Source organism: Marinobacter salinisoli (assembly GCF_017301335.1).
Classification (GTDB): domain Bacteria; phylum Pseudomonadota; class Gammaproteobacteria; order Pseudomonadales; family Oleiphilaceae; genus Marinobacter; species Marinobacter salinisoli.
The window spans coordinates 1711765-1736936 of record NZ_CP071247.1; the positions used below are offsets into that span (position 1 = coordinate 1711765).

The following is a 25172-nucleotide window of genomic DNA, read 5'->3' on the forward strand; positions in this document are numbered from 1 at the left end:
GAGATGGCGCAGGAAAGCGGTCGTCGTTTGAACGATGTCGAGGCTTGTGTCGACGAGGTCATTCGTCGGGTAGGCAAGAACGTTACGCTTGGCATGCCACTTGGGTTGGGAAAACCGGTGCGTTTTGCCAATGCGCTTTATGAGCGCGCCAAAGCGGACCCGGAGATCAAACTGCATATCGTTACGGCGCTGTCGTTGCTGGCACCGAAAGGCGGCTCCTCTCTCGAAAAACGTTTCCTCGAACCTTTCACCAAACGCCTGTATGGCGACATCCCAGAGCTGGCCTATGCCAGGGCCGTATCGAGTAATACGCTGCCGCCCAACGTCACTGTGTCGGAGTTCTTCTTCAAGGCCGGCAGCTACCTGAATAACCGCTCCCAACAACGCCATTACGTGAGTAGTAACTACACCCACGCGGTGCGCGACCTGATGGCACAGGGCATTAATGTCGTGGCTCAGATGGTGTCACCGGGCGATCGCTCGGGCGAGCCGGGGCGGGTGAGCCTTAGTTGTAACCCGGATTTGACGCTGGATTTGATTCCGCTGATGCGTGAACGTGAGGCCGGCGGGCAGTCAGTGGCTCTGGTTGCAGAGCTCAATCGCAACCTTCCTTACCTGGGGCACCACGCTGCGGTTAAAGAGACGGATTTCGATGTGGTGTTCGAACAGCCCTCCACGGATTACCCCCTGTTCTCAGCGCCCGCCCTGGCGATCAGTCCCGAGGATCACCTGATTGGGTTCTATGCCAGCACGCTGCTGCGCGATGGCGGTACCCTGCAGGTCGGCATCGGTTCCCTTGGCGCTGCTTTGGTGTACAGCACTATTCTTCGCCACACCCAGAACGACGATTGGCAGGCCGTGTATCAGCATCTTGATGTCGCGGGTCAGTTCCCCGTAGCCGCGACTGACGGTGGGACCGGGACGTTTGAAGAAGGTCTCTACGGCTGCAGCGAGATGATGGTGGACGGCTTTTTGTATCTGATGCAGGCGGGGGTTCTGCGCCGTCAGGTCTATGACAATGCCGACCTGCAGGAGTTGATCAACACAGGCGAGCTGTCCGAAAGCATCACCATCGAGTCACTGGATGTGCTTCGCAAGCACCAGTTGATCGATTCACCGCTCAGGGCGCGGGACGTGAGTTGGCTCGTGAGTGTGGGGGTGCTGAAAGGTTCAGTGGAATTCCGTGGTGGTCGGCTGGTGATCGGTGAACACTCGGTCGAAGGTAATCTGGATAACCCCGATGCACGCCAGGCCATCGCTGCGTATCTTCTTGGCGATCGCTTGCGGGGCGGTATCATCATGCACGGTGGCTTCTACGTGGGCCCGGAGCGTTTTTATCAGGCGCTGAGGGAAATGAGCGAAGAGCAGCGGTCCCAGATCTGTATGACCAGTGTGAACTACATCAACCAGCTGTATGATCACCGCTATGGCAATCAGCGTTTGAAAGCGTCCCAGCGGGTTCATGGACGATTTATCAACTCAGCCATGATGTACACCCTCAATGGCGCGGCGGTGTCCGATGGCTTGGATGACGGCCGCGTGGTCAGTGGCGTGGGGGGACAGTACAATTTCGTTGCCATGGCTCATGAATTGCCCGGTGGTCGTTCCATCCTCACCATGCGGGCTACCCGTAAATCGGGCGGAGAGACCCTGTCCAATATTGTCTTTAACTATGCACACTGCACGATTCCCCGGCATCTGCGGGATATAGTGATCACCGAATATGGTATCGCCGATCTGCGAGGGCAATCCGATGAGCAGGTGTATCTGCGTCTGATCCGTATTGCCGATTCGCGCTTCCAGCCTTCCTTGTTAAAGCAGGCGCAGAAGGCTGGTAAAGTCGACGCCGCCTTCCGGTTGCCGGATTCCTGGTGCAATAACACGCCCGATACGGTTCGAGGGGCATTGTCGGCTCCGGGCCGGCCAGACCTGTTCCCGGCGTTCCCGTTCGGTTGTGATTTTACCGACGATGAATTGAGGTTAGGGAAAGCCCTTAAAGCGCTGAAGGCCGAAACCGGTAGCCGTCGTGGTAAACTGCGCGTCATATTGCAGGCCATACGGGCCCGGGATGAACAGGGCATTTACCGTCCGCTGCTAGAGCGCATGGACCTGGCTGATCCGAAGGGGCTGAAGCAGACGCTGGATCAGCGGCTGGTGATGCATGGCCTGCAAATCACTGATCCACCCACCAACACAGGAAAGACCAACGGCTAATGGTTGACGCAAATGCCAAACCCGACGTTTTCACGGTTCACTACATTCTGAAGAATAAGCTTGGTGAGCTGGTCGATACTTCAGAAGGCGGCGAGCCTCTGCATTTCCTCTACGGCAGTCCCAGCATCATTGAGGGCATCCAGCAAGCCGTGAAAGATCGCAGTGTCGGGGATTGCCTCGAGGTGACGGTCCCGCCTGCGATGGCGTACGGTGATCACAACCCGGAACTGATTCGCAAGGTTCCCCGGTCGCTTTTCGAGGGCATTGAGAAGCTTGAGGTCGGGATGAAGTTCCAGACCAACACCGGGGACGAAGCCCAGATCGTCAAGGTGGTTGCCATTGATGGCAATCTGGTGAAGGTCGACGCCAATCATCCCCTGGCTGGATACACCCTTTATTTCGATCTGGAGATCGTCGGGCGCCGGGAGGCGACCGAAGAAGAGGTGGCTCAGGGTCGCCCTCTTTTCTGAAGCAATGCGGCCACTTGCGTTTATGGCCCGTGAGTGACCCTATCAACGACATATTTGTGACCCGCTTTGGGTACTTATCTTGTTTATGCTCTGTCACGGGGTGTAACGGGAGCGTTGTTCCATGTATATTCTGGGGCAACATGTATAATTGTTGAAACATCAGGCTATCGGCCCCTGGTGGCAGGTAGATCCTCGAAACCCGCGATAACAAAATCAGAGACGACGGCGTGGAACAGACGAACGAAAGTTGGCGAATTCTCATTGTCGAAGACGACGAACGACTGGCAGAGTTGACCAGAGAGTATCTGGAGAGCAATGGCCTGCAAGTGTCTCTTGAGACCAATGGAGGCGCAGCGGTAGAACGTATTCGGAATGAGCAGCCGGACCTGGTGGTGCTCGATCTCATGCTGCCGGGGGAAGACGGGTTGTCCATATGTCGCCGGGCGCGCCCGTTCTTCAATGGCCCCATCATTATGTTGACCGCCCGCACCGATGACCTTGATCAGGTACTCGGCCTGGAAATGGGCGCAGACGATTACATCGGTAAACCGGTCAAACCTCGCGTACTGCTGGCACGTATCCGCGCCATGTTGCGTCGTGTCACCGAGTCCGGGCAGGCAGGTGAAGACAAAGGCAGTGGTGAAGAGCCGGTTCGGCTTCAGTTCAACGACCTGGTGGTTGACCGTTCCATGCGCGAGGCCTGGCTTAACGACGCAAGCATCGACCTGACCAGTGCCGAGTTCGATTTGCTCTGGCTGCTCGCCAGCAATGCCGGCCGAGTACTGAGCCGGGAGGAAATCTTCACAGCCCTGCGCGGCATTGAGTACGACGGGCAGGATCGTTCCATTGACGTCAGGGTATCGCGGATTCGTCCGAAGATCGGCGATGATCCCATTCACCCGCGCCGTATTAAGACCGTTCGCAGCAAAGGCTATCTGTTCGTTAAGGAAGCCTGAGTCCGCTGCCGCCAGAGCCGATGAGGAAATGCGTCTTCATCGGCCGCTCCCAGCAGGGTTTGTGACATGTCCCTGACGTTTTTTCTCAAACTCTATGCCCGATTTGCCGGCCTGATGGTGCTGGTCATGCTGCTGTGTGTCGCTCTCTTCGTGGGCGTCAATGCAGTGCGCTCGATGGCCTGGCATGAACACTTCCCGGAACCTCTCATGCGCTGGCTGATCGGTGATCCCGACCTGAATGCGCCGGAACATTGGCTGCATGCCGGCTATGATTTTCGGATTCTCAGTCCGGAGGAGGCGGGGCTGGAGCCGGTGATTATGGAGCGCCTTGGTTACAACCAGGTTGTTTCTCTGGAAACCGGTGTCGGTTATCGGGTGCTTGCCCAGACCGACGATGGACGTGTCATTCAAGTTCGCTTTCCGGATCTATACCGGGGTGTATCCGAGGCGACGGCCATGATCACGCTTCGCCATCTGGATTCCGCCATGTCGGCCGATCGGGCTACCTTGGCCCAGCAGCTGGCTGATGCGCTCGCCGTCGATATAAGGCGGGTTGCCGAACCGGAGTCCCTGCCTTCTGATGAGGTTCTGGAACAGGTGCTTCGCCGGGGTGTTGTTTTCTTCGAGGATGACTCGGACGACCGGGGCCATGTCTTAATGCAGTTGTCGGACGGCGAATTGTTCCGTCTTGACATGGCCGCACCGTTTGACCCCTGGGCGTTGCCCGTTATTTTTCTTCTCGTGATCGCGGTAGGTGGTGTGCTGGCGGCGGTGCTGGTGCTCGCGCTAAGGGAGGTCGATAACAATTTGCGAATGGTTGAGTCCGTGGTGGTGCGTATCGCGAGGGGCGAAATGGGAGCCAGGGTTGAGTCTGGCTCGGGCACCCTGGTTTCGCGACTTGCGGCCTCTTTCAACGGCATGGCGGAACACATTCAGCGACTGGTTCAGGTGCAGCGGGAAATGATTCACGCGGTGTCCCATGAATTGCGAACGCCTGTGGCTCGGATTCGGTTTGGTGTTCAGATGATTGAAAGCTGCGAAGATGAGAAGAAGCTTGAAAAGCAGCTGGAAGGGATTGATGGCGATATCCAGGAGCTGGATGAGCTGATTGATGAAATCCTGACCTACGCCCGGCTGGAGCAGGGGGGGCCGGTATTTTCCCTGCAGGAAGCATCGGTCACGGATCTGGTTCGGCAGGTGGTGTCCGAGCAGCAGCTGATTCGTCCGGCCCTGACGATTGACGCCGACATCGATGAGGGCGCGGAACAATGGGCCATGGCGGATATCGAGCCCCGGTACATTCACCGGGCCATTCAGAATCTTGTGGGTAATGCCGGGCGCTATGCAGCCGGGCGTGTACGGGTGCATTGCCACATTGATGAAGATAACTGCCGGGTCGACGTTGAAGATGATGGGCCGGGTATTCCCGAAGAGGACTGGGAAAAGGTTTTTACCGCCTTTGCGCGATTGGATGACAGCCGAACCCGCACCTCGGGCGGCTATGGCCTGGGCTTGTCCATTGTCCGCCGCATTCTCTATTGGCATGGGGGGCAGGCGTTTGTCGGACGTTCCGAGGTGTTGGGCGGGGCTCGTTTTAGCCTGGTTTGGCCACGCAAGAAGCCTGTCGACTCCATAGTGTGAGCTGGGTCTCTCCGTCTCACCTTATGTAACAAAGCCACTACACAACCGCTACTGATTTGGCGGGGGTGCTTGCCAATACTAGCAGGTGTAAGGGATGACTTTTGAGGTTGTAGTTCTTACGAACTTTCCTTGTTTCATTCGTCATTTGAGGGCCGGTTTTCCGGCCCTTTTTTTTGCTTTTCCTTCCGTTTTTTGTGCTGATTCCACCCTCAATTGTGCGCTGGTTGTTAGAATCCGGTAAAAACCATCGGAGGAACCCATGAGCCGCTATTTGCTTGCCATCGATCAGGGAACGACCAGTTCGCGCGCTATTGTTTTTGACGACAAGGGCACCATCATTGGTGTTGATCAACAGGAATTTCGTCAGTTTTTTCCTAAAGATGGTTGGGTAGAGCACGACGCCACGGAGATCTGGGAGAGCACACTCTCGGTCTGTCGCGGTGCGCTGGTTAAGGCCAGTATTCAGGCTTCGGATTTGTCCGGTATTGGCATCACTAATCAACGTGAAACCACCGTGGTCTGGGACAGGAAGACCGGAGAGCCGATCTATCGGGCCATTGTCTGGCAGGACCGTCGAACGGCGTCACTGTGTACCAAGCTGAAAACCGATGGTTACGAAGATCTGGTGGTGGAAAAGACCGGCTTATTGATTGATCCGTATTTCTCCGCAACCAAAACGGCGTGGATTCTGGATAACGTAGACGGTGCCCGGCAGCGCGCGGAAGCAGGTGAACTGGCCTTCGGAACGGTTGATAGCTGGTTGTTGTGGAACTTGACCGGTGGGCAATCCCACTTCACTGACGCGACCAATGCATCGCGAACCGCGCTTTTCAATATCCACGTTCAAGACTGGGACAAAGAGCTTCTTGAGCTGTTCCGTGTGCCTGAGGCCCTGTTGCCAGAGGTCCTGGATAGCGCAGCGGATTTCGGCACGACCGAGACGGACTGGCTGGGGGCGCCCGTCCCCATTGCCGGTATTGCCGGTGATCAACAGGCGGCCTTGGTTGGCCAGGCCTGTTTTCAGCCGGGTATGGCCAAGAGTACCTATGGCACCGGATGTTTTCTGATACTCAATACCGGGGATCAGGCACTTCGATCCGAAAACCGGCTGCTGACCACGGTTGCGTATCGTCTCAACGGCAAGCCGTGTTATGCCATGGAGGGCAGTATCTTTGTGGCCGGGGCGGCCATGCAGTGGCTGCGGGACGGTTTAAAGCTGATTGATCACGCCAGTGAATCCACCGCTCACGCCGAAGCCGTTGGCGTCAATAATCCGGTGTATTTGGTGCCGGCCTTTACGGGCCTAGGGGCGCCGCACTGGGATCCCCATGCCCGGGGAGCGATCATGGGGCTTACCCGCGATACTGGCATTGCCGAAATCGTGACGGCCGGGCTTCAATCCGTGTGTTATCAGACCAAGGATCTGGTTCGTGCCATTAAGAATGATGGTGCGCCCCTTGAGGGGCTGCGGGTTGATGGTGGAATGGCGGTCAATGACTGGGTCATGCAGTTCCTCGCCGACATCCTGAATGTGACGGTCGATCGTCCGCGAGTGACAGAAACAACCGCATTGGGTGCGGCGTTTCTGGCTGGCCTGCAAACGGGCGTGTACGAAAGTCTGGACGAACTCTCAGCGCTCTGGGAGTGCGAGCGTCAGTTTCATCCTGTGATGCTTCCTGCCCTGCGCGAATCCCTGTACTCGGGCTGGCTTGTCGCCGTAGAGCGGATCTGTAATAACTGAATCGGGTCTCAACCTGTGCGCTCGAAGGCGATCAGGTGATCCGCCTCCACGCGCACGGGCACGGATTCGCCCAGATGAAAATCCAGATGGCTACGGAACAGTGCCTCGAATTCGGTTTCTTCCGAACAGCGGAACCGGTAGAGAGTAGAGGTGCCGGCAAAGGTTTTCTCTATTACCTTTGGGCGCAGGTCGGAGTCCGGGTCGTAGACGATGTCATCCGGACGAATCAGGACATCAACCAGAGTGCCGGGTTCCCACTTGTAGGCCCGGTTCCCATGAATAACGCCGAGTTCGGAGTCGATGGCGTCCGGCCCCAGTGTTCTGCCCGGAATAAATCCTCCCTGGCCAACGAAGCTTGCGACGAACCGGTTGGACGGTTCGTGGTAAAGGTTGTAGGGCACGTCCCATTGCTGAATCTGGCCGTCTCGCAACACGGCCACCTGGTCGCACATGGCAAAGGCTTCCTGCTGGTCGTGGGTGACCAGAATGGCACTGATGCCGAGGGTCTTGAGGATTTCCCGAACGTCCAGGCTGAGCCGGCGGCGCAGATCCGCATCCAGGTTGGAGAACGGTTCGTCGAGTAGGATCAGCGTAGGCTCCGGCGCCAGTGCCCGGGCAAGAGCAACGCGCTGTTGCTGACCGCCGGACAGTTCGTGCGGGTAGTTATCGGCCAGGTCCTGAAGATGAACCAGTTTGAGAAGCTCCATGACCTTCTGGCGTTTTTCCGATTTGGCAAGGTCCTTCAGGCCAAACCCAACGTTGTCCGCAATGGTCAGGTGAGGGAACAGGGCATAGTCCTGAAATACCATGCCAATCTTGCGCTTTTCCGGGGGGAGTGTCCGGCCTGGCAGGCTAATGGCCTGAGACTGAAGCCGGATTTCGCCGGTGTTGGGTGACAGAAATCCCGCCAGCGCCCTGAGGATGGTACTTTTCCCGCAACCGCTCGGGCCGAGGAGGCAGCCAATGTCACCATGACTGAGCGCAAAGCTGATGTCCCGGATGACGGAGTCGCCGCCATAGCCGCAAGACAGATTGTTGACTTCGAGCAGCCAGTCGCCGGTTACCGTAGTGCTTGGGGTCATTGAATCAGTCCAGCTTTCCCAGAATCAGGAATTCAAGCAGCGCTTTCTGGGCATGCAGGCGGTTTTCCGCTTCATCCCAGACAACCGAGCTCGGATGTTCCAGCATATCGTGAGAAATTTCCTCCCCGCGATGGGCTGGGAGGCAGTGCATGAACAGGGCATCTTTGTCAGCAAGTTTCATCAGTTCACGATTGATCTGATAACGCTTGAAAGCCCGCTCGCGAGCCTGCTGCTCTTCTTCCTGTCCCATGGATGCCCAGACGTCGGTCACCAGAAGGTTGGCGTTCCTGGCCGCATCCGCAGGCTCCCGGAATAGAGTGACATGGCTTCGCTGGGTAGCCATCAGTTCGGAATCTGGTTCATAGCCTTCTGGGCAGGCCACGTTAAGGTGGAAACCAAACTGGGCGGCCGCGTTCATGTAAGAGTGGCACATGTTGTTGCCATCCCCGATCCACGCCACGGTCGCGCCCTTGATGCTGCCCCGGTGCTCCCGGAACGTTTGCATGTCGGCAAGCAGCTGGCAGGGGTGGAAATCATCAGTTAACGCGTTGATGACAGGCACACGGGAGGCCGCCGCGAATTGCTCCACTGTCTTGTGGGCAAAGGTGCGGATCATGACCGCATCGACCATGCTGGAGATCACAATGGCGGAGTCTTCAATCGGCTCGCCACGGCCGAGCTGGGTGTCCCGTGGTGATAAAAACAGGGCGGAGCCGCCCAGTTGTGTCATGCCGGCCTCGAAGGACACGCGGGTTCGGGTCGAGGATTTTTCGAAAATCATGGCCAGGACCCGGTTCTTCAGAGATTCCCTGACTTTTCCCTCGCGCCACTCAGTCCGGAGTTTGCTGGCGTGGTTCACCAGGTCATCCAGTTCAGCAACCGTCATATCATTCAGCGTAAGAAAGTGCCGTGCCGCCATTCAATGGTCCTTCATATCTGCGTAACCCAATTTGCGAGGGTAGGTTAAAAATCGGGGAAAAAATGGGCTCCAAGTCTAGCCCCTCGTAAAAAGGAAGACAACGGCGTACTCCGTGCTTCTACGGACGTGCTCTTGCAGGTTTGGTGCGCAGTTTGCCGGGCGTGTACAATGCACTCAGTCCACTTGCCTTCGGGCAATTCCGTTTACCGTAAGAGGTCTTTGCTCATGGATATTAACGAAACCATCAAAAGCCAACTCGACGAAAACCCGATCATCCTCTATATGAAGGGGACTCCGCAGGCACCTCAGTGCGGTTTTTCTGCCAAGACCGTGCAGGCGCTGATGGCATGCGGCGAGCGTTTCGCCTTCGTTAACATTCTGGATAACCAGGAGCTGCGTGAGGCTCTGAAAGTTTACTCCAGCTGGCCAACCTACCCGCAGCTGTACGTTAATGGTGAGCTGGTCGGCGGTTGCGACATTGTTCTGGAAATGTCAGAAAGTGGCGAGCTTGCCAATATGGTTAAAGCAGCTGCCAAGCAGGCTGAAGCCTGACCTGATCTGCCGTCAGAGTCGTTTCGGGGAGTAGATTAACTGAATCTCGAAGCGGCTCTGGCCTTGGTAGTGCTCTGGTGGTGCCGGGTAAGGACTGGCCGCCAGTGATGCGTGGTAAACCGCATTGTCCAGCCGTTTATTTCCCGATGACTTCAGCAATCTCGATCTGGTCAGCGCGCCGTTGTCCAGTAGTTGCAGCTCCACCTCAAGTGATGCTTTCTCCCGGAGCTGGTTGATCCCGGCTATCGGCATCCTCTCGATTTGCTGGCCCAGATGGATAGCCAGGGTCACGATATACGGGTCCTGCTCAGCAGGGGTGCTGGTGACCTGATTGACGGTATCCCGCCCATCGGCTTGCGCGACCGCAAGTTCATTCCGGGTGTCAGGAGCGCTGGCGTTTTCGCTGCTGCCGCTCTGCTGGTTCGATGAGGGTTGGGGCACCTTGGGGGCTGTTTTTTTGGCGCTTGAGAGGTCTTTCACCGGCTGAGCAATGGTGATCTTTTCCGGTGACGCTGTTGATCTGATGTCGGGAAGGGAGGCCGGTGGCGCCTCCTGCAGTGGCGGGATTGCGAACTGTGGATTCCTTTCATGGTTCCTTGATGAGTTTGCTGGCGGAGCATCAGCGCGGCTTGCGGCAGGTACAAGCTCAAAGCTCATCTTCTGTCGGTGTCCTTCGGGTTCGAGATCGGGAGCGGGCGCGAACGACAAAATCACCGTGTGTACCAAAATGGCCGTCGAAAGGGCCAAGCCTATACGGTACTGCGGCGGAACGCTTTGGTTAAGGCTGGATGATTCCCACATTCGATCAGGGTGTCTTGTTCCTTAAATTGCCGACCACCGCATTCAGTGCTCGATCGATCAGGGCGCCCTGCGCCAAGAGCGTCAGGCGGCCGCGCCGCATCTCCTGGGCGAGTTCAGTCCGGTTCTTTTCGATCACTTTAAGCCCCATGCGGTTCACGAAGACGAATGTGTCAGCTTCTTCTATGACCGCAGATAATTTGCAGCGAAAGCTGGCGCCGTTGATCAGGCGGAACTCCACCCAGTGCCCGATCGACAAATTATCAATCTGGCCGATGTATTCTGGCATTGTTGCGTCCTCAAAGTACTGCTGCCCTGGGCGGGGCTTGTTTTGAGCGGCGCCTGCCTCCGGCTGGTCGGGACCTGAGAGAGACTTGGGGGATGCCTCGATATCAGCGTTGGTGCGGAACGCTTCGGTTAGCTCCACTTTGATTTGGCCCATCATGTCATCGAGGCGTGAGGAGTTGTAGGACACTTCCTCGAGTCCGGAGCGGATTTCCTTCAAAAGCTTGGGAACAAGTCTGACCCACTGGTCACGCTCGTGATCGTCACGGTGAGGGCGAAGACACCAGATCAGGTCATCGACAACCCGGACGCGGTCCTTCCAGCGGTGCTCCGTGTCATCCCGAAGGTAAGCAAGAAAAAGAACGCGGCTCCAGCCATTGATCAGAATGTTGTCGATGGTATTGGGTAGCTTGTAGCGAGCCACTTTCTCTTTCAGCAGCTGGTCGACCGTCTCCTGCGCTTTCTGGGACTTGATGCGCCCGCGCTCGGATTCCCGGGTCCGCTGCTCGACCAGTGATGCCCGGCGGTTCTCTTTCTCAAGGAAGGCTTCAAACTCCTCGTTCAGGGTTTCGAACAGGCTGATGTCGCCATCAAAGTCGTCCAGTATGCGCTGTACCGTGGTGTGAATCTGGTTGTAGAGCTTGTCCTTGGCTTTCTCGTCACTGGAGCTCCAGCCAATGCCGGAGCGTGCCAGGGAATTCAGCAGGCGACGTGCCGGATGCGTGGACTTGTTGAAGAAGCCTTTGTCTTTCAGGACGACTTTCAGAATCGGAATCTGCAGGCGACTGATCAGAACCTGTACGGGGGCGGAAAGGTTGTAATCGTCAAGGATAAACTCGAACAGCATCGAGACCAGATTGATCAGATCTTCGTCGGCTTCGTTCAGTGCTGGTTCCCGTCCATCGCCGCCCGCATCTGCTTTGGCAATCATCTGCTGAACGAGGTGTCGAAGGTCCAGAACGATGGGGTCGCCGTCGCTCAGGTTGCCGTTGATGGGGCGAGGGGCGGCAGATGTCATGCGATTGAGCAAATCCACCAGTTCATGATCGGCAACCACCCGGAGGTTGGGATCGGATGACCGCACAGGCATGTCGGCACTGGTGCGCTGGTTGGCCAGCATTTGCCGGATCTGGTCGAACAGCGCGTTGTTATCCCGACCATCCGACTGTTCGCTTTGAGCCACCTGCGTAGTGGGCTCGCTATTCCGGTCGGTACCTGCGCGGGCAGTTTTTTGCGTGCTGACTTTCCCGTGATGGCGGAAGTTGGGGATGACGCCAGCCTGAATCAAAATTCGGTTGGCCTCGTCCAGCAACATGCCCAGATTGGAGATAACGTAGCGATCGTACTGCTTGAGGAGTATCAGTCGCTCACGAAGGTTGATATCGAGTCCTTCGATGGCATTCGCGAACGCTTCGCAAAGATGTTCCGGAGCCAGCGGGTTGACGGGCGTTTGGTCGCTTGCGCCAGGGTAAATCTGGCTAAAGCGTGTTTGGAGTTGCAGCAGTGGGCCCTGAAAGTGCACCCTTGCCTTGTTGGCCATGGCGTTTAGGGCAACCTGCTCCTCAAGCGCGTCATTCTCCAGAAGCGACAGCGATTCGGCCGTATCTGTGGGCCGAGAAATATCAGTGGTCGGTTGACCGCTTTGAGGCGGGTCAGAAAATAGTGAGATGACGGCGCTCTGGAACTGCTTCTCCACGCCCTTGCGCTTGATACGGATTTCCCGCATCGCCTCGAAGTGCCGGTTTTGCTCGTTGTTGCTACGGGCATTGTTGGCGAGTTCAAATATCGAGTCGTCCACTGCGTCGAACGCGCCTTGCAGCAAATCGCTCAGGCCGGCGACAACGGTGTCCCGGATTCGGGTTACCTCTGCAGGCAGGGCCTTTGCTGTGCCTGCGTCCTGGTGTTCACGGAGGTAATGTATGCCGGGCTGCTTATTCATGGCAGACTCCTGTTTGCGCCTCAACCGGATACATGACCGAGCTTGCATTCCTTATGTTTTAGTTATTGGTTAAATTTACCCCATTTTCACCAAACTTCCCATGAATTAACGTTGAGCTGGGATGCCCGTCATATATTGCCGGTGTAGGGGTATCGGTGTTTTCAGTCAGGCTTGTGGGGCGCCGCAAGCTTGTGAAACCGATGTTCGAACCGTGGTTTAAAAGCTGATCACGATATCCGGGGTTGTTTGCGTCGTTTCCGGGGGTGCATGATGGCGGCCTTGACCACGTTGTCCTTGATCTGGAGAACCTCAAGCCGGTGTCCGGCTACCCGCAGGCACACGTTGGCTTCGGGGATGTTTTCCAATGCCTCGGTGATCAGTCCGTTCAGGGTTTTGGGGCCGTCGGTGGGCAGTTTCCAGCCCAGAGTTTTGTTGATGGTCCGAACCGCTGTTGTGCCATCGATGATATAGGTGCCATCTTCCTGTGGAATGATATCCGGGCTGGTGGCGGCATAGTCTGTGGTGAACTCGCCAACGATCTCTTCCAGTATGTCCTCCAAGGTGGCCAGACCAAGAACATCGCCATACTCATCGACGACTACACCAAAGCGGCGCTTGCCCTTCTGGAAATTGATCAATTGAGTGTTGAGTGGCGTGCTCTCCGGGATGAAATAGGGCTCCTGGCACAGCTGCATGATCATGGCTTTGTTGATCTCCTCCTGCTGAACCAGTTTGGAGGCGCTGCGCAGATGCAAAATCCCCTGGATGTTATTGATGTCGCCTTTGAATACCGGCAGCCGAGTGTGCTGGCTGCTTCTGAGTTGGCGCAGGATGGTGTCGGTATCGTCGTCGAGGTCGATGCCAACGACCTCGTTTCGCGGCACCATGATGTCGTTAACGGTGACCTTCTCCAGGTCCAGAATGCTGACCAGCATGTCCTTGTGTTTGGCGGGTATCAGGCTGCCCGCCTCGTTGACCAGAGTGCGCAACTCCTCGCGGCTCAGGTGGTCGCTGGCGGCTTCTTCCGGTGATATCCGGAGCAATTTGAGGATGGCGCCAGTAAAGAGGTTTACTGCCCATACCAGCGGATAGAGGACTCGCAGCAGCGGGCCCAAGATATAGCTGGCCGGAAAGGCGATTTTCTCCGGAAACAATGCCGCCAGGGTTTTCGGCGTTACTTCGGCAAACACAAGGATGACGAGGGTCAGAAGGATGGTGGCGATGGCAATACCAGCATCGCCCCAAAGCTCGATGGCAATAACCGTGGCGATGGATGACGCCAGGATGTTCACGAAGTTGTTGCCGATCAGGATGATCCCAATCAGTTGGTCCGTGCGCTGCAGCAAACGCTGGGCACGCTTGGCTCCTTTGTGGCCAGTTTTGGCCAGGTGCGAAAGCCGGTACCGGTTCAGGGACATCATGCCGGTCTCAGAACTGGAGAAGAAACCGGAAAGAAGGATGAGACCGACAAGGAGAATAAACAGCGCGGTAAGCGATGTTTCGTTCAAGAGAGGTGTCCTTATGTTACTGACAAGTTCGGAAAATAGGGGTGCCGGCGGTTGGTGTCAAGTTGAGCGCCTCAGGCTGTTAGCCGCCTCGTTGGAAGAGCAACTCCAGAACGAATTTGCTGCCATAAAAGGCAAGCATCAGAAGAGCGCAGCCGGCAAGTGTCCACCGGCTTGCCGTCATACCCCGCCAGCCCTTGGTGTATCGGCCAATCAGCAGGGCAACAAAAACCGCCAGTGAGAGCAGAGAGAACACCGTTTTGTGCGCCAGATCCTGGGCAAAGAGATCCTCGACGAACAAGGCGCCGGTTGCGATTGCCAGTACCAGCACGACCACGCCTGTCCACACCAGCTCAAACAGCAGTGACTCCATAGTCTGCAGCGGCGGCAGGTTGCGTACCAGGAGGCTGTTGTAGTTGTGCTTCAGTTGCCGGTTCTGGATGTGGAGCAGGATTGCTTGCAGGGCCGCCAATGTGAACAGACTGTATGCGGTTACCGACAGCGCGATGTGCGACAGCATGCCGTAGCTGTCACCTGGAACCAGTCGGGATGGGGTGTGCGTGATGAGCGCCAGAATGATGGTGAGTGCGGCGAGCGGGTAAGCACCGAGAAACAGGTTCTGCACTGGCTTGCGCAGGTTCAGACCGACCAGTAATGCAACCACAAGCCAGGAAATCAGGACAGAGCTCTTGAAAAAGCTGAAGTCAAAGCCGCCGTCGTTATAAAGATTTTGGGTGATCATCAGACCGTGGCTGATCAGCGCAAGCACGCCAATAACCGTTGTCACGGTCAGGTTACTGTGGAAGCGGCCTCTGAATTGGAGCGCCTGCAGTGCGGTACCAACGCTGTATAAAAGGAGAGAGGTGACCGCGAGAATCAGCGTTCCCATGATGTCCTTATTTAAATGCTGTACAAACAGAGAATCGGTGTTTCTGGTGCACCGATTTGACCGAGCCGGTCGTTTCAGGGCGATAGTCTGTTTATAATGTCTCGATTATGCAACTGGAATCAAGGAGCCGTGGCTGGCTCTGAGGACCATGCACTCAATTTATCCGGGGTACGGAAGAGCGAAATGTTTGAGAATCTCCAAGACCGACTTTCCGGTAGCCTGCGTAAGATTTCTGGTCAGGCGCGGTTAACCGATGACAACATCAAGAGCACGCTCCGCGAAGTGCGCATGGCTTTGCTTGAGGCCGATGTCGCCCTGCCCGTGGTCAAGGATTTTGTTGAGGGCGTAAGAAAGCGAGCCATTGGCCAGGAAGTTCAGCGCAGCCTGACGCCGGGTCAGGTGTTTGTGAAAGTGGTCCAGCAAGAGCTGGAACGTGTGATGGGCGAGGGCAATGCTTCGCTCAATCTGGCCTCGCGCCCGCCGGCAGTGATCATGATGGCCGGTTTGCAGGGCGCGGGTAAAACCACAACCGTCGCCAAGCTGTCGCGCTTCCTTAAAGAGCGGGAAAAGAAATCGGTTTTGGTGGTGAGCGCTGATATCTACCGCCCGGCTGCGATCAAGCAGCTTGAAACCCTGGCGGGTGAAGTGGGTGTTGAGTTTTTCCCCAGTACCGGCGATCAGGACCCGGTTGATATTGCTGAAGGCGCTATCGATGCCGCTCGCAAAAAACACATCGACGTAGTGATTCTGGATACCGCCGGCCGACTGCATATCGATGAGCAGATGATGGGCGAGATCGGAAGACTGCACAAGGCGGTCGAGCCGGTCGAGACGCTCTTCGTTGTTGATGCGATGACCGGTCAGGACGCTGCCAACACCGCCAAGGCGTTCAATGATGCGCTGCCGCTGACCGGCGTGGTGCTGACCAAGACCGATGGCGATGCCCGCGGGGGTGCTGCACTATCGGTTCGCCACATTACCGGCAAGCCAATCAAGTTTTTGGGTGTGGGCGAGAAGTCAGATGCCCTGGAGCCGTTTCACCCGGATCGTGTCGCGTCCCGAATTCTTGGCATGGGGGATGTGCTTTCTCTTATAGAGGAGGCGGAGCGCAAACTCGATAAAGAGAAAGCGCAGAAGCTCAGCAAGAAGATCAAGAAGGGCAAAGGCTTCGATCTGGAAGACTTCCGCGATCAGTTGCAGCAGATGAAGAATATGGGGGGTATTGGCGGCCTGCTGGACAAGCTGCCTGGCATGGGCCAAATGGCGCAGATGGCCCAGCAGCAGGTGAATGATAAGTCTGTTGGCCAGATGGAAGCGATCATCAGTTCCATGACGCCAAAAGAACGGCGTTACCCTGACGTGATCAATAACTCCCGCAAGCGTCGAATCGCGGCAGGCTCCGGTACTCAGATTCAGGATGTGAACCGGCTGCTCAAGCAGCACAAGCAGATGCAGAAAATGATGAAGAAATTCAGTAAAAAAGGCGCCATGGCCAACATGATGCGCGGCATGGGTGGTATGATGCCGCCCGGCGGCGGTGGTGGCATGCCGCCCTTCGGGCGTATGTAAAATGCCGTATACCGAAAACGGGTAAACAACGCGTTTCCCTGTTTTCATTGCCGGGTTTTTAGCATAGAATAGCGGCCCTTTCGAGTATGGGTCCTCGCGTCAGCCGTGTTTGGTGTGGTGCGGGGCGTACAAAGTTCGTACAACAGGACAGGATATTAGTTAAATGGTAACTATCCGTTTGGCTCGTGGTGGCTCCAAGAAGCGCCCGTTCTACCATCTGACAGTCACTGACAGCCGGAACTCCCGCGACGGTCGTTTCATTGAGCGTGTTGGTTTCTTTAATCCGATTGCTCGTGGCCAGGAAGAGCGTCTGCGTGTCGATCAAGACCGCGTCGACTTCTGGCTGGGTAAAGGCGCCCAGGCCAGCGAGCGCGTCGCACAGCTGCTGAAGGCTGCTAAGTAATTTCGTTCTAGAGCCGGGGCCTGGTCATGACACAGCATTCGCAGGAAACTGTGATCGGCCGGATTACCTCGGTGTTTGGGGTCAAGGGATGGCTGAAGGTCTTCTCCTATACAGACCCCAAAGAAGGAATATTGAATTACCGGGACTGGGTTCTCGACCTGGACGGTAGGCGTGTTCCGATAAAGCTCGAGGAAGGTCGTCGCCAGGGGCAGGGGATCGTCGTCAGGCTGAAAGGTATAGATGATCGTGACGTCGCTCGGACTTACTGCGGTGCAGAAGTTCGAGTAGGTATTGATGAGTTGCCGGAGCTTCCCGCTGGGGAATACTACTGGTACCAGCTCGAAGGCCTGGACGTGTTCACGGTTGAGGGTGAGCCCTTGGGTAAGGTGCATCACCTGATGGAAACCGGTGCCAATGATGTGTTGGTCATACACGCATCTGCGGCGTCCATCGATCAGCGGGAACGTTTGATTCCCTACTTGCCGGGTCAGGTTGTTCAGGACATTGATCTGGCGATGGGTCGTATGGTGGTTGACTGGGATCCGGAGTTCTGACGGGTGTGGATTGGCGCGGTCAGTCTGTTCCCGGAGATGTTCAGTGCGGTAACGGATTATGGAATAACGGGTAGAGCAGTTCGGGATGAGCTTCTCACCTTCAGTGCGTGGAATCCCAGGGATTTCACCCATGACCGTCATCGCACCGTGGATGACCGGCCCTATGGTGGTGGCCCTGGCATGCTGATGAAAATTCAGCCGCTTCGGGACGCGATTCATGCGGCACGGCAGGCAGCACCTGGAAAGGCTTGCGTGGTGTACATGTCGCCTCAGGGCGAGAGGTTGGATCAGTCTGGCGTGGAGTCACTGGCTTCAAGCGAATCGCTGATCCTGGTCGCGGGTCGGTACGAGGGTGTTGATGAGCGCCTGATTGCCTCTGAGGTGGATCGGGAAGTGTCGCTGGGTGATTTTGTGCTATCCGGTGGCGAACTGGCTGCCATGGCAGTCATTGATGCGGTTACGCGCCTCATCCCCGGAGCGCTGGGTCATGCGCAGTCAGCGGAGCAGGATTCTTTTGCTGACGGTTTGCTGGATTGTCCGCACTACACTCGGCCCGAAGTTTATGAAGGTCAGGCGGTGCCGGATGTTTTATTGGGCGGTCACCATGATCAGATCCGGCGTTGGCGGCTGAAGCAGTCGCTGAGGCGAACTCTGGAGCGGCGCCCCGACCTGCTGGAACGGCGGGTGTTTACGGAAGAAGAGCGCCAGCTACTGGATGAGATTTTGAACGAACCGGGTGCCTCTGAATAATCAGGGCATTGATAGATTGGGTATCAGGAGCATTACGATGAGCGGCAAGAACAACATCATCAGTCAACTTGAAGCAGAACAGATGACCAAGGAAATCCCTGCGTTCGCGCCGGGTGATACCGTGGTTGTTCAGGTACGTGTTACCGAGGGAAACCGTGAGCGTCTGCAGGCGTTCGAGGGTGTGGTGATCGGTAAGCGTAACCGTGGTCTGAACTCTGCCTTCACCGTGCGTAAGATTTCTTACGGTGTCGGTGTTGAGCGTACGTTCCAGACGCATTCTAAGCTGATCGACAGCATCAGTGTGAAGCGTCGCGGTGACGTGCGTCAGGCCAAGCTTTACTACCTGCGCGACCTGTCTGGTAAGGCAGCTCGTATCAAGGAGAAGCTGGGCTGATCAGCACTTGCTGAACAGACTCGAAAAAAAGGGCAGCCTCACGGCTGCCTTTTTTGTGTCCGATGAAAAAGTGGGGCATGCTTCTGCGCAGTTTTCATTTGTTTGAGGTGGTGCTTTGAGACCCGACGATGAGGCGGTTATCGCCCGTTTTACCGATGCGCTCTGGTTGGAGGATGGTCTGGGTGAAAAGACCCGTTCCGCGTATCGGAGTGATCTTGCTCGCTTCGCTCAATGGTTGGAGCATCGTCCGGGGCGGCCGTTGCTGGCCGCCGTCCAGCGAACCGATGTGTTGGGTTGGGTATCTCGCGGGTTGGTGGAGGGTGTGAAGGCATCCACAGCGGCCCGGCGCCTGTCCGGTTTGCGCCGGTTCTACCGCTTCCTGTTGCGGGAGGGGCTTATTGAGGAAGATCCGACCCTCCGTGTGGAGAGCCCCCGTCTGCCCAAGCGCTTGCCTGACGCCCTCACAGAAGAAGAGGTGGATGCTCTGCTCAGCGAGCCGGACCCGGGGGTTCCCATTGAGCTGCGAGACAGGGCAATGCTCGAGGTGCTGTATGGTTGCGGGTTGCGGGTGTCAGAGTTGACTGAGCTCCGGGTGGATCAGGTCAATCTGCGCCAGGGCGTGGTCCGCATTACCGGTAAGGGGAACAAGGAGCGTCTGGTGCCGCTCGGTGAGGAAGCCGTCGACTGGTTGCTGCGCTATATGAGAGAGGGCCGTGGTGAGCTGCTGAGAGGGAAGTCCTGTGACGCCCTGTTTCCGGGCAGTCGTGCTGCGGCTATGACACGACAGACTTTCTGGTACCGAATCAAGCACTATGCAGCGCGAGTCGGGATTCGGAAGCATTTGTCCCCGCACACGCTCAGGCATGCCTTCGCGACTCATTTGCTTAATCACGGGGCGGATTTGCGCGTTGTTCAGATGTTGCTGGGGCATGCCGACCTGTCCACGACGCAAATATACACCCACGTGGCGCGCCAGCGGCTGCAGTCCCTGCACCAATCCCATCATCCCCGTGGCTGATTTCGGTGTTTTTGGGTAAGGTTGGGCTGAACTTTCGCGGGATGCCCGTGTCGCAGTTCCGTGCTTCTCAAGGCCCGCCGGATCGGGCTGGGTTTGAATTCATCTAATTGGATCGTTTTTTATGGTTGCCAGAATGAATGTGCGAAGAGTTATCGCGGTGCTTGGTTTGGTCGCCGGTTTCGGGGCCCCTGCCGTGGCCGGTGAGGTGGAGGATCTGATCGCGGAGCGACTCGCGGCGGCGGTTCCTGGCTTGCAGATTGAGTCAGTGACCGAGTCCGAAGCGAAAGGGCTGTATACGGTAGAAACCCGCAGTGGTGAGACCATCTACAGCACAGCCGATGGCAAACATGTGCTCAGTGGCGATCTGTTGAGACTGACTGACGCCGGTGTTGCCAATGTAACGGAAGAGGCGCGGGCCAACCGGCGGAACAGGCTGATGGCTGAATTCGGCGATAAGGGGGTTATTCAGTTCCCGGCCGAGGGTGAGGAAAAGGCGGTGATTGATGTCTTCACCGATATCGACTGTCCCTACTGCCGTAAACTCCACGACGAAGTCCCTGAGCTTAATGCGTACGGAATTACCGTGAATTACTATGGCTTCCCGCGTTCGGGGCCGGGTACGCCGTCGTTCAACAAGTATGTGTCTGTCTGGTGTGCCGACGACCAGCAGGCGGCCATGGACGCTGCCAAAGGTGGCCGCTCGGTGACCGCATCGACCTGTGATAACCCGGTGCTGGAACAGTTCCAGCTTGGTGGTCGAGTGGGCGTCACTGGCACCCCGGCGATCCTGCTGGAAGATGGCAATATGGTGCGTGGCTACGTGCCTGCCAGCAACCTCGCCAAGGGCCTGGGGCTGCTCTGATTTTTTCGGCCTTCTCACACTCGCCCGGGGGCGGTTCACCGATTTGAGTCGTTTCCTGGCCGGGGCTTATCAGTGGCACCCTAATCGGTATACTATGCCTCCTCTTTAGTGATTGTTTAGTGAACTTTTCGGGATCAGAGGGTGATAGTTTGAAGGACGTTAACGTCGGAATTTGCGGACTGGGGACCGTTGGTAGCGGTACATTCAATGTCTTGACCCGTAATGCCCGGCTGATTGCCGGCAGGGCAGGCTGCGGGATTCGCATCAGCCGAATCGCCAGCCGTCGTCCGCGTACGGATATGGATCTGGGGGACATCCCTTTTACCACCGACATCTTCGATGTCGTGAACGATCCTGCCGTAGATATTGTTGTCGAGCTGATTGGTGGCTACGACACCGCCAAGGAACTGGTATTAGCCGCCATTCGCAATGGCAAACACGTTGTTACCGCTAACAAGGCCCTGATTGCCGTGCATGGCAATGAAATCTTCGACGCGGCTCAAAAGGCCGGTGTCGTCGTGGCTTATGAGGCGGGTGTTGCCGGCGGCATTCCGGTGATCAAGTCGATTCGCGAGGGCATGGCCGCCAACCGTATCGATTGGATTGCCGGCATCATCAACGGCACCGGCAACTATATCCTGACCGAAATGCGTGCCGGTCGGGAATTTGCCGAAGTGCTGAAAGAGGCCCAGGACCTGGGTTACGCCGAGGCAGATCCTACGTTTGACGTTGAGGGCATCGATGCGGCCCACAAACTGACCATTCTGGCATCCGCCGGTTTCGGGGTTCCCTTGCAGTTTGAGAAAGCCTTTACCGAAGGGATTTCCAAGATTACGCCTTACGATATTGCTCATGCTGAACTGCTTGGTTACCGGATCAAGCATCTGGGTATTGCCCGTCGCCGAGATGATGGTATCGAATTGCGAGTGCATCCGACGCTGATTCCCCAAAGTCATCTCATCGCCAAGGTTGATGGCGTTCTGAACGCCGTGCTGGTTGATGGCGATGCTGTCGGTCAGACCATGTATTACGGACCCGGTGCCGGTGACGAAGCGACTGCCTCCGCGGTGATCGCGGATATCGTGGATGTCGCTCGGGCGGTATCTGCTGGCAGTGAGCAGCGTATTCCTTACCTCGGCTTCGAGCCGGACGCGGTGGAGGATCTCTCCGTTCTGCCGATGGAAGATGTGCATTCGGCTTATTACCTTCGCATTACGGCTCTGGATCGTCCGGGCGTACTGGCGAACATTTCGTCCATCCTCAGCGAACATGGGATCAATATTGAGTCCATTATGCAGAAGGAGTCTGAGCTGAAGGATGGCCGCATTCCGGTGATTATCCTGACCCACACGGTTCAGGAGCGGCAGATGAATCGAGCCATCGAAGAGCTCGAAGCTCTGGCCGACACGGATGGTCAGGTTGTTCGCATCCGCGCTGAAAACTTTAACTGACAGGTACCCCAGTGAGATATATCAGTACGCGGGGTGAAGCCCCCGCCTTGGGCTTTGAAGATGTTCTGCTGACCGGTCTGGCCTCGGATGGGGGGCTGTATGTGCCTGAATCTCTGCCTCATTTTAGCCTGGAGGAGATTCGAAGCTGGCGTGGACTGCCGTACAGCCAGCTGGCATTCAATGTCATGTATCCGTTTGTGGACGATGCCATCCCAGAGGATGACTTCCGCCAGATGCTGGAAGAAACCTACGCGGTATTCAACCACAAGGCGGTGGCACCGCTGGTGCAGCTGGATACGAACGAGTGGGTTCAGGAATTGTTCCGAGGCCCAACGCTGGCGTTCAAGGATTTCGCTCTACAGCTGTTAGGCCGTCTGCTTGATTACGTGCTGGAAAAGCGCAATCAACACGTGGTCATTATGGGGGCCACGTCTGGGGACACCGGCTCGGCTGCGATTGAGGGCTGTCGTCGCTGCAAGCACGTCGATATTTTCATTCTGCATCCCCACGAACGGGTTTCCGAGGTTCAGCGCCGCCAGATGACGACGGTGCATGGCGACAACATCCACAATATCGCTGTGCGGGGCAATTTCGACGACTGCCAGCGGATGGTCAAGGAAAGCTTCGGTAATCAGGGGTTTCTCAGCGGCAAGACTCAGCTGGCCGCGGTGAATTCCATCAACTGGGCCCGGATCATGGCCCAGATCGTTTACTATTTCGAGGCGTCACTGGCGCTGGGTGGGCCCGATCGGAGCATGGCGTTTTCGGTGCCCACCGGAAACTTCGGTGATATTTTCGCCGGTTACCTGGCGAAAAAGATGGGGCTGCCGATCTCGCAGCTGGTTATTGCCACCAACCGAAACGATATTCTGCACCGTTTCATGAGTGGTAATCGCTACGAGCAACGCACGCTGGAACATACCCTGTCCCCGAGCATGGATATCATGGTGTCCAGCAACTTCGAGCGGCTGTTGTTCGATCTTCATGGCCGTGACGGCGAAGCGGTTAAAGCGTTGCTGGAAGATGCTGCCAAGGGCCCGGTGAGTATTGAGGACTACCGCTGGAAGCATGCCCGGAAGCTGTTTGACAGCGATACGGTGGATGATCAGGCGACCTGTGACACCATTCGGGAAATCTACGAGCAGAATGAATACCTGCTTGACCCTCACACCGCCATTGGCGTGCGGGCCGCACGCAATTGCCGGCGTGATGACAAGGTCCCCATGATCACGCTGGGTACTGCGCATCCGGCCAAATTCCCGGATGCCATCGCAGCCTCCGGGCTGGCGGTGAAGCCAGAATTGCCATCTCATATGGCGGATCTGTTCGATCGTGAGGAGCGCTATACGGTACTGGACAACAACATTGCCGGTGTCCAGGAGTTTATCGCCTCCCACTGGAAGAACGCCTGATCCGGCATGACTGCTAAAAAGATTGTTCGACGCCCCCTGCCGGATTCGACGCCGGCCTGGGGGGCGTCGCTCCCACCTTTACTCCGCCGTCTTTACGCCGCCCGAGGGGTCACCTCGGACGGGCAGCTTGACTATACCCTCCGGTCGCTGGCTTCCCCCATGGCTCTCAAGGGCATGGATCGCGCCATTACCTTGTTGGCAGAGGCAGTCGAACAGCAGCAGCGGGTGCTGGTTCTTGGCGATTTCGATGCCGATGGTGCGACCAGTACCGCGGTGGCGATGCTGGGGTTGTCCATGCTGGGTCTGCGTGATGTCGATTTTCGCGTGCCTAGCCGGTTCTCTGACGGTTATGGTCTGACGCCGGGAATCATCGAGCGTTTGCAGCAGGATGGAGATCTGCCGGATCTGCTGGTGACAGTGGACAACGGCATCTCCGCCGTTGAAGGGGTTCGGGTCGCCCGCAATCTCGGCGTAAAGGTGGTGGTCACCGACCATCATTTGGCGGGCAAGGAGTTGCCCGATGCTGACGCCATCGTGAATCCCAATCAGCCCGGTTGTGAATTCCTCAGTAAACACGCGGCGGGTGTTGGGGTCATGTTTTACGTGCTTACCGGGTTGCGAAAGCGCCTGCGCGAGGCGGGGCTGCTGCCCACGCCGGAGCCGAATCTAGGCACGCTTCTGGACCTGGTGGCACTGGGTACTGTGGCCGATGTCGTTCCGCTCGATCACAACAACCGGATTTTTGTGGAGCAGGGGCTGCGGCGAATTCGGCAGGGTGCTGCACGGCCCGGCATTCTGGCGTTGCTCGAGGTGGCCGGTCGAGACCACTCCGCCATCAGTTCTTCCGATCTGGGGTTTGTGGTTGGGCCACGGCTGAACGCGGCGGGCCGCCTGGACGATATGAGTGTCGGTATTGCCTGTTTGCTGGCGGACAGCGATCAGGAAGCTCAACGGCTTGCCAGAGAGCTGGATACGTTCAATCGTGAGCGCCGGAATATCGAGCGGGATATGAAGGCCCAGGCGCAGGAGTTGCTTGCCTCCATGTCCCTGGATGTTGATGGCTTGCCCTGGGGACTGGCGTTGTTCGACCCGGACTGGCATCAGGGCGTTATCGGCATTCTGGCGGCCCGTATTCGCGAGCAAACCCACCGCCCCACCATTGCCTTTGCCGGCGACGACAATGGCGAGGATATCAAGGGGTCGGCCCGGTCGATCCCCGGCTTGCATATCCGGGATGTGCTGGCCTCGGTGGATGCGCTGCACCCGGGTATGATTAAAAAGTTCGGCGGACACGCGATGGCCGCTGGCATGACCCTGGCGCGCAGTGACCTTGATCGGTTTTCAAAGGCCTTTGATGACGCAGTGCGGACAAGCCTGAGTGCTGACGATCTGGAAGCCACAATCGTCACGGACGGGCCCTTGAGCGTCGATGAGTTGTGCCTGGATACAGCCTTGCTGCTCAAGCGATCGGGGCCCTGGGGGCAGCATTTTCCCGAGCCTGTATTCGATGGTGAATTCCACGTGGTCAGCCAGCGGATCGTGGGTGAAAACCACCTGAAACTGGTATTGAAGCCGGTGGCCGGCGGCGACATCGTAGATGGCATTGCGTTCAATACCGGCTCCGAAGTTCCGGATTACACCCGCACCGGTGCGCGGGTGGTTTACAAACCGGACGCCAACACCTTCCGCGGTCGAACAACTCTGCAGTTACTGGTGGATCATCTTGAGCCGCTGTCCGGTGCTCGCCTCTAAGGCCACGTATCGGTTT

The 25172-nt window shown here is 57.0% G+C and carries 22 protein-coding genes; 16 read left to right on the forward strand and 6 right to left on the reverse strand.

What is annotated here, in order from left to right; all coding sequences use genetic code 11:
- Positions 1–3: 3 nt before the first annotated feature.
- The 5 genes from LPB19_RS07815 (at position 4) to glpK (ending at position 7022) form a co-directional block, all read left to right on the forward strand.
- Positions 4–2214, forward strand: a complete 2211-nt coding sequence (locus LPB19_RS07815) for an acetyl-CoA hydrolase/transferase C-terminal domain-containing protein (protein ID WP_206645499.1) — start codon at positions 4–6, stop codon at positions 2212–2214.
- Positions 2214–2684, forward strand: coding sequence for an FKBP-type peptidyl-prolyl cis-trans isomerase (locus LPB19_RS07820; protein WP_206645500.1), 471 nt, complete (start codon positions 2214–2216; stop codon positions 2682–2684). Before LPB19_RS07815 ends, LPB19_RS07820 begins: the two co-directional genes overlap by 1 nt.
- A gap of 227 nt (positions 2685–2911) precedes the next feature.
- On the forward strand, positions 2912–3640 hold the full coding sequence (locus tag LPB19_RS07825; RefSeq protein ID WP_206645501.1) for a response regulator: 729 nt from the start codon (positions 2912–2914) through the stop codon (positions 3638–3640).
- Positions 3641–3706: 66 nt separating this feature from the next.
- On the forward strand, positions 3707–5281 hold the full coding sequence (locus tag LPB19_RS07830) for an ATP-binding protein (protein ID WP_206645502.1): 1575 nt from the start codon (positions 3707–3709) through the stop codon (positions 5279–5281).
- 259 nt (positions 5282–5540) lie between these two features.
- Entirely contained in the window at positions 5541–7022 is a 1482-nt protein-coding gene (gene glpK, locus LPB19_RS07835) for a glycerol kinase GlpK (protein WP_206645503.1), read from the forward strand.
- 8 nt (positions 7023–7030) lie between these two features.
- Here the strand turns inward: glpK and LPB19_RS07840 are convergent, their stop codons facing one another.
- Entirely contained in the window at positions 7031–8104 is a 1074-nt protein-coding gene (locus LPB19_RS07840; protein ID WP_206645504.1) for an ABC transporter ATP-binding protein, read from the reverse strand.
- A gap of 4 nt (positions 8105–8108) precedes the next feature.
- Complete coding sequence (gene argF, locus LPB19_RS07845) at positions 8109–9023, reverse strand: ornithine carbamoyltransferase (protein ID WP_206645505.1); 915 nt, start codon at positions 9021–9023, stop codon at positions 8109–8111.
- Positions 9024–9248: 225 nt separating this feature from the next.
- Between argF and grxD the strand changes: the two genes are divergently transcribed.
- Complete coding sequence (gene grxD / locus LPB19_RS07850) at positions 9249–9575, forward strand: Grx4 family monothiol glutaredoxin (RefSeq protein WP_206645506.1); 327 nt, start codon at positions 9249–9251, stop codon at positions 9573–9575.
- 12 nt (positions 9576–9587) lie between these two features.
- On the opposite strand, the gene LPB19_RS07855 is transcribed toward grxD, so the two are convergent.
- From LPB19_RS07855 to LPB19_RS07870, 4 genes are all read right to left on the reverse strand, one after another.
- Positions 9588–10016: a TonB family protein gene (locus tag LPB19_RS07855; protein WP_206645507.1), complete on the reverse strand. Its 429-nt coding sequence runs from the start codon at positions 10014–10016 to the stop codon at positions 9588–9590.
- A 364-nt stretch (positions 10017–10380) separates the two neighbouring features.
- Positions 10381–12597, reverse strand: coding sequence for a DUF1631 domain-containing protein (locus LPB19_RS07860; protein WP_206645508.1), 2217 nt, complete (start codon positions 12595–12597; stop codon positions 10381–10383).
- Between the two features lie 227 nt (positions 12598–12824).
- Positions 12825–14105, reverse strand: coding sequence for an HlyC/CorC family transporter (locus LPB19_RS07865; protein WP_206645509.1), 1281 nt, complete (start codon positions 14103–14105; stop codon positions 12825–12827).
- A gap of 79 nt (positions 14106–14184) precedes the next feature.
- Complete coding sequence (locus LPB19_RS07870) at positions 14185–14991, reverse strand: cytochrome C assembly family protein (protein ID WP_206645510.1); 807 nt, start codon at positions 14989–14991, stop codon at positions 14185–14187.
- A gap of 183 nt (positions 14992–15174) precedes the next feature.
- On the opposite strand from LPB19_RS07870, the gene ffh reads away from it, so the two are divergent.
- The 10 genes from ffh (at position 15175) to recJ (ending at position 25156) form a co-directional block, all read left to right on the forward strand.
- A complete protein-coding gene (gene ffh, locus LPB19_RS07875; protein ID WP_206645511.1) occupies positions 15175–16560 on the forward strand; it encodes a signal recognition particle protein in 1386 nt (461 codons plus the stop codon).
- A 163-nt stretch (positions 16561–16723) separates the two neighbouring features.
- Positions 16724–16963, forward strand: coding sequence for a 30S ribosomal protein S16 (gene rpsP, locus LPB19_RS07880; RefSeq protein WP_206645512.1), 240 nt, complete (start codon positions 16724–16726; stop codon positions 16961–16963).
- 26 nt (positions 16964–16989) lie between these two features.
- Complete coding sequence (rimM, locus tag LPB19_RS07885; protein WP_206645513.1) at positions 16990–17517, forward strand: ribosome maturation factor RimM; 528 nt, start codon at positions 16990–16992, stop codon at positions 17515–17517.
- Positions 17518–17520: 3 nt separating this feature from the next.
- A complete protein-coding gene (gene trmD / locus LPB19_RS07890; protein ID WP_206645514.1) occupies positions 17521–18267 on the forward strand; it encodes a tRNA (guanosine(37)-N1)-methyltransferase TrmD in 747 nt (248 codons plus the stop codon).
- Between the two features lie 37 nt (positions 18268–18304).
- Positions 18305–18661, forward strand: a complete 357-nt coding sequence (rplS, locus tag LPB19_RS07895) for a 50S ribosomal protein L19 (protein WP_206645515.1) — start codon at positions 18305–18307, stop codon at positions 18659–18661.
- Positions 18662–18776: 115 nt separating this feature from the next.
- Positions 18777–19679, forward strand: coding sequence for a site-specific tyrosine recombinase XerD (gene xerD / locus LPB19_RS07900; RefSeq protein ID WP_206645516.1), 903 nt, complete (start codon positions 18777–18779; stop codon positions 19677–19679).
- 133 nt (positions 19680–19812) lie between these two features.
- Positions 19813–20541 (forward strand): thioredoxin fold domain-containing protein, encoded by a 729-nt coding sequence (locus LPB19_RS07905; protein ID WP_206645517.1) that lies wholly within the window; start codon positions 19813–19815, stop codon positions 20539–20541.
- 149 nt (positions 20542–20690) lie between these two features.
- Complete coding sequence (locus LPB19_RS07910; protein ID WP_206645518.1) at positions 20691–21992, forward strand: homoserine dehydrogenase; 1302 nt, start codon at positions 20691–20693, stop codon at positions 21990–21992.
- Positions 21993–22003: 11 nt separating this feature from the next.
- Complete coding sequence (gene thrC, locus LPB19_RS07915) at positions 22004–23404, forward strand: threonine synthase (RefSeq protein ID WP_206645519.1); 1401 nt, start codon at positions 22004–22006, stop codon at positions 23402–23404.
- Positions 23405–23410: 6 nt separating this feature from the next.
- Entirely contained in the window at positions 23411–25156 is a 1746-nt protein-coding gene (gene recJ, locus LPB19_RS07920) for a single-stranded-DNA-specific exonuclease RecJ (RefSeq protein ID WP_206645520.1), read from the forward strand.
- Positions 25157–25172 lie beyond the last annotated feature (16 nt).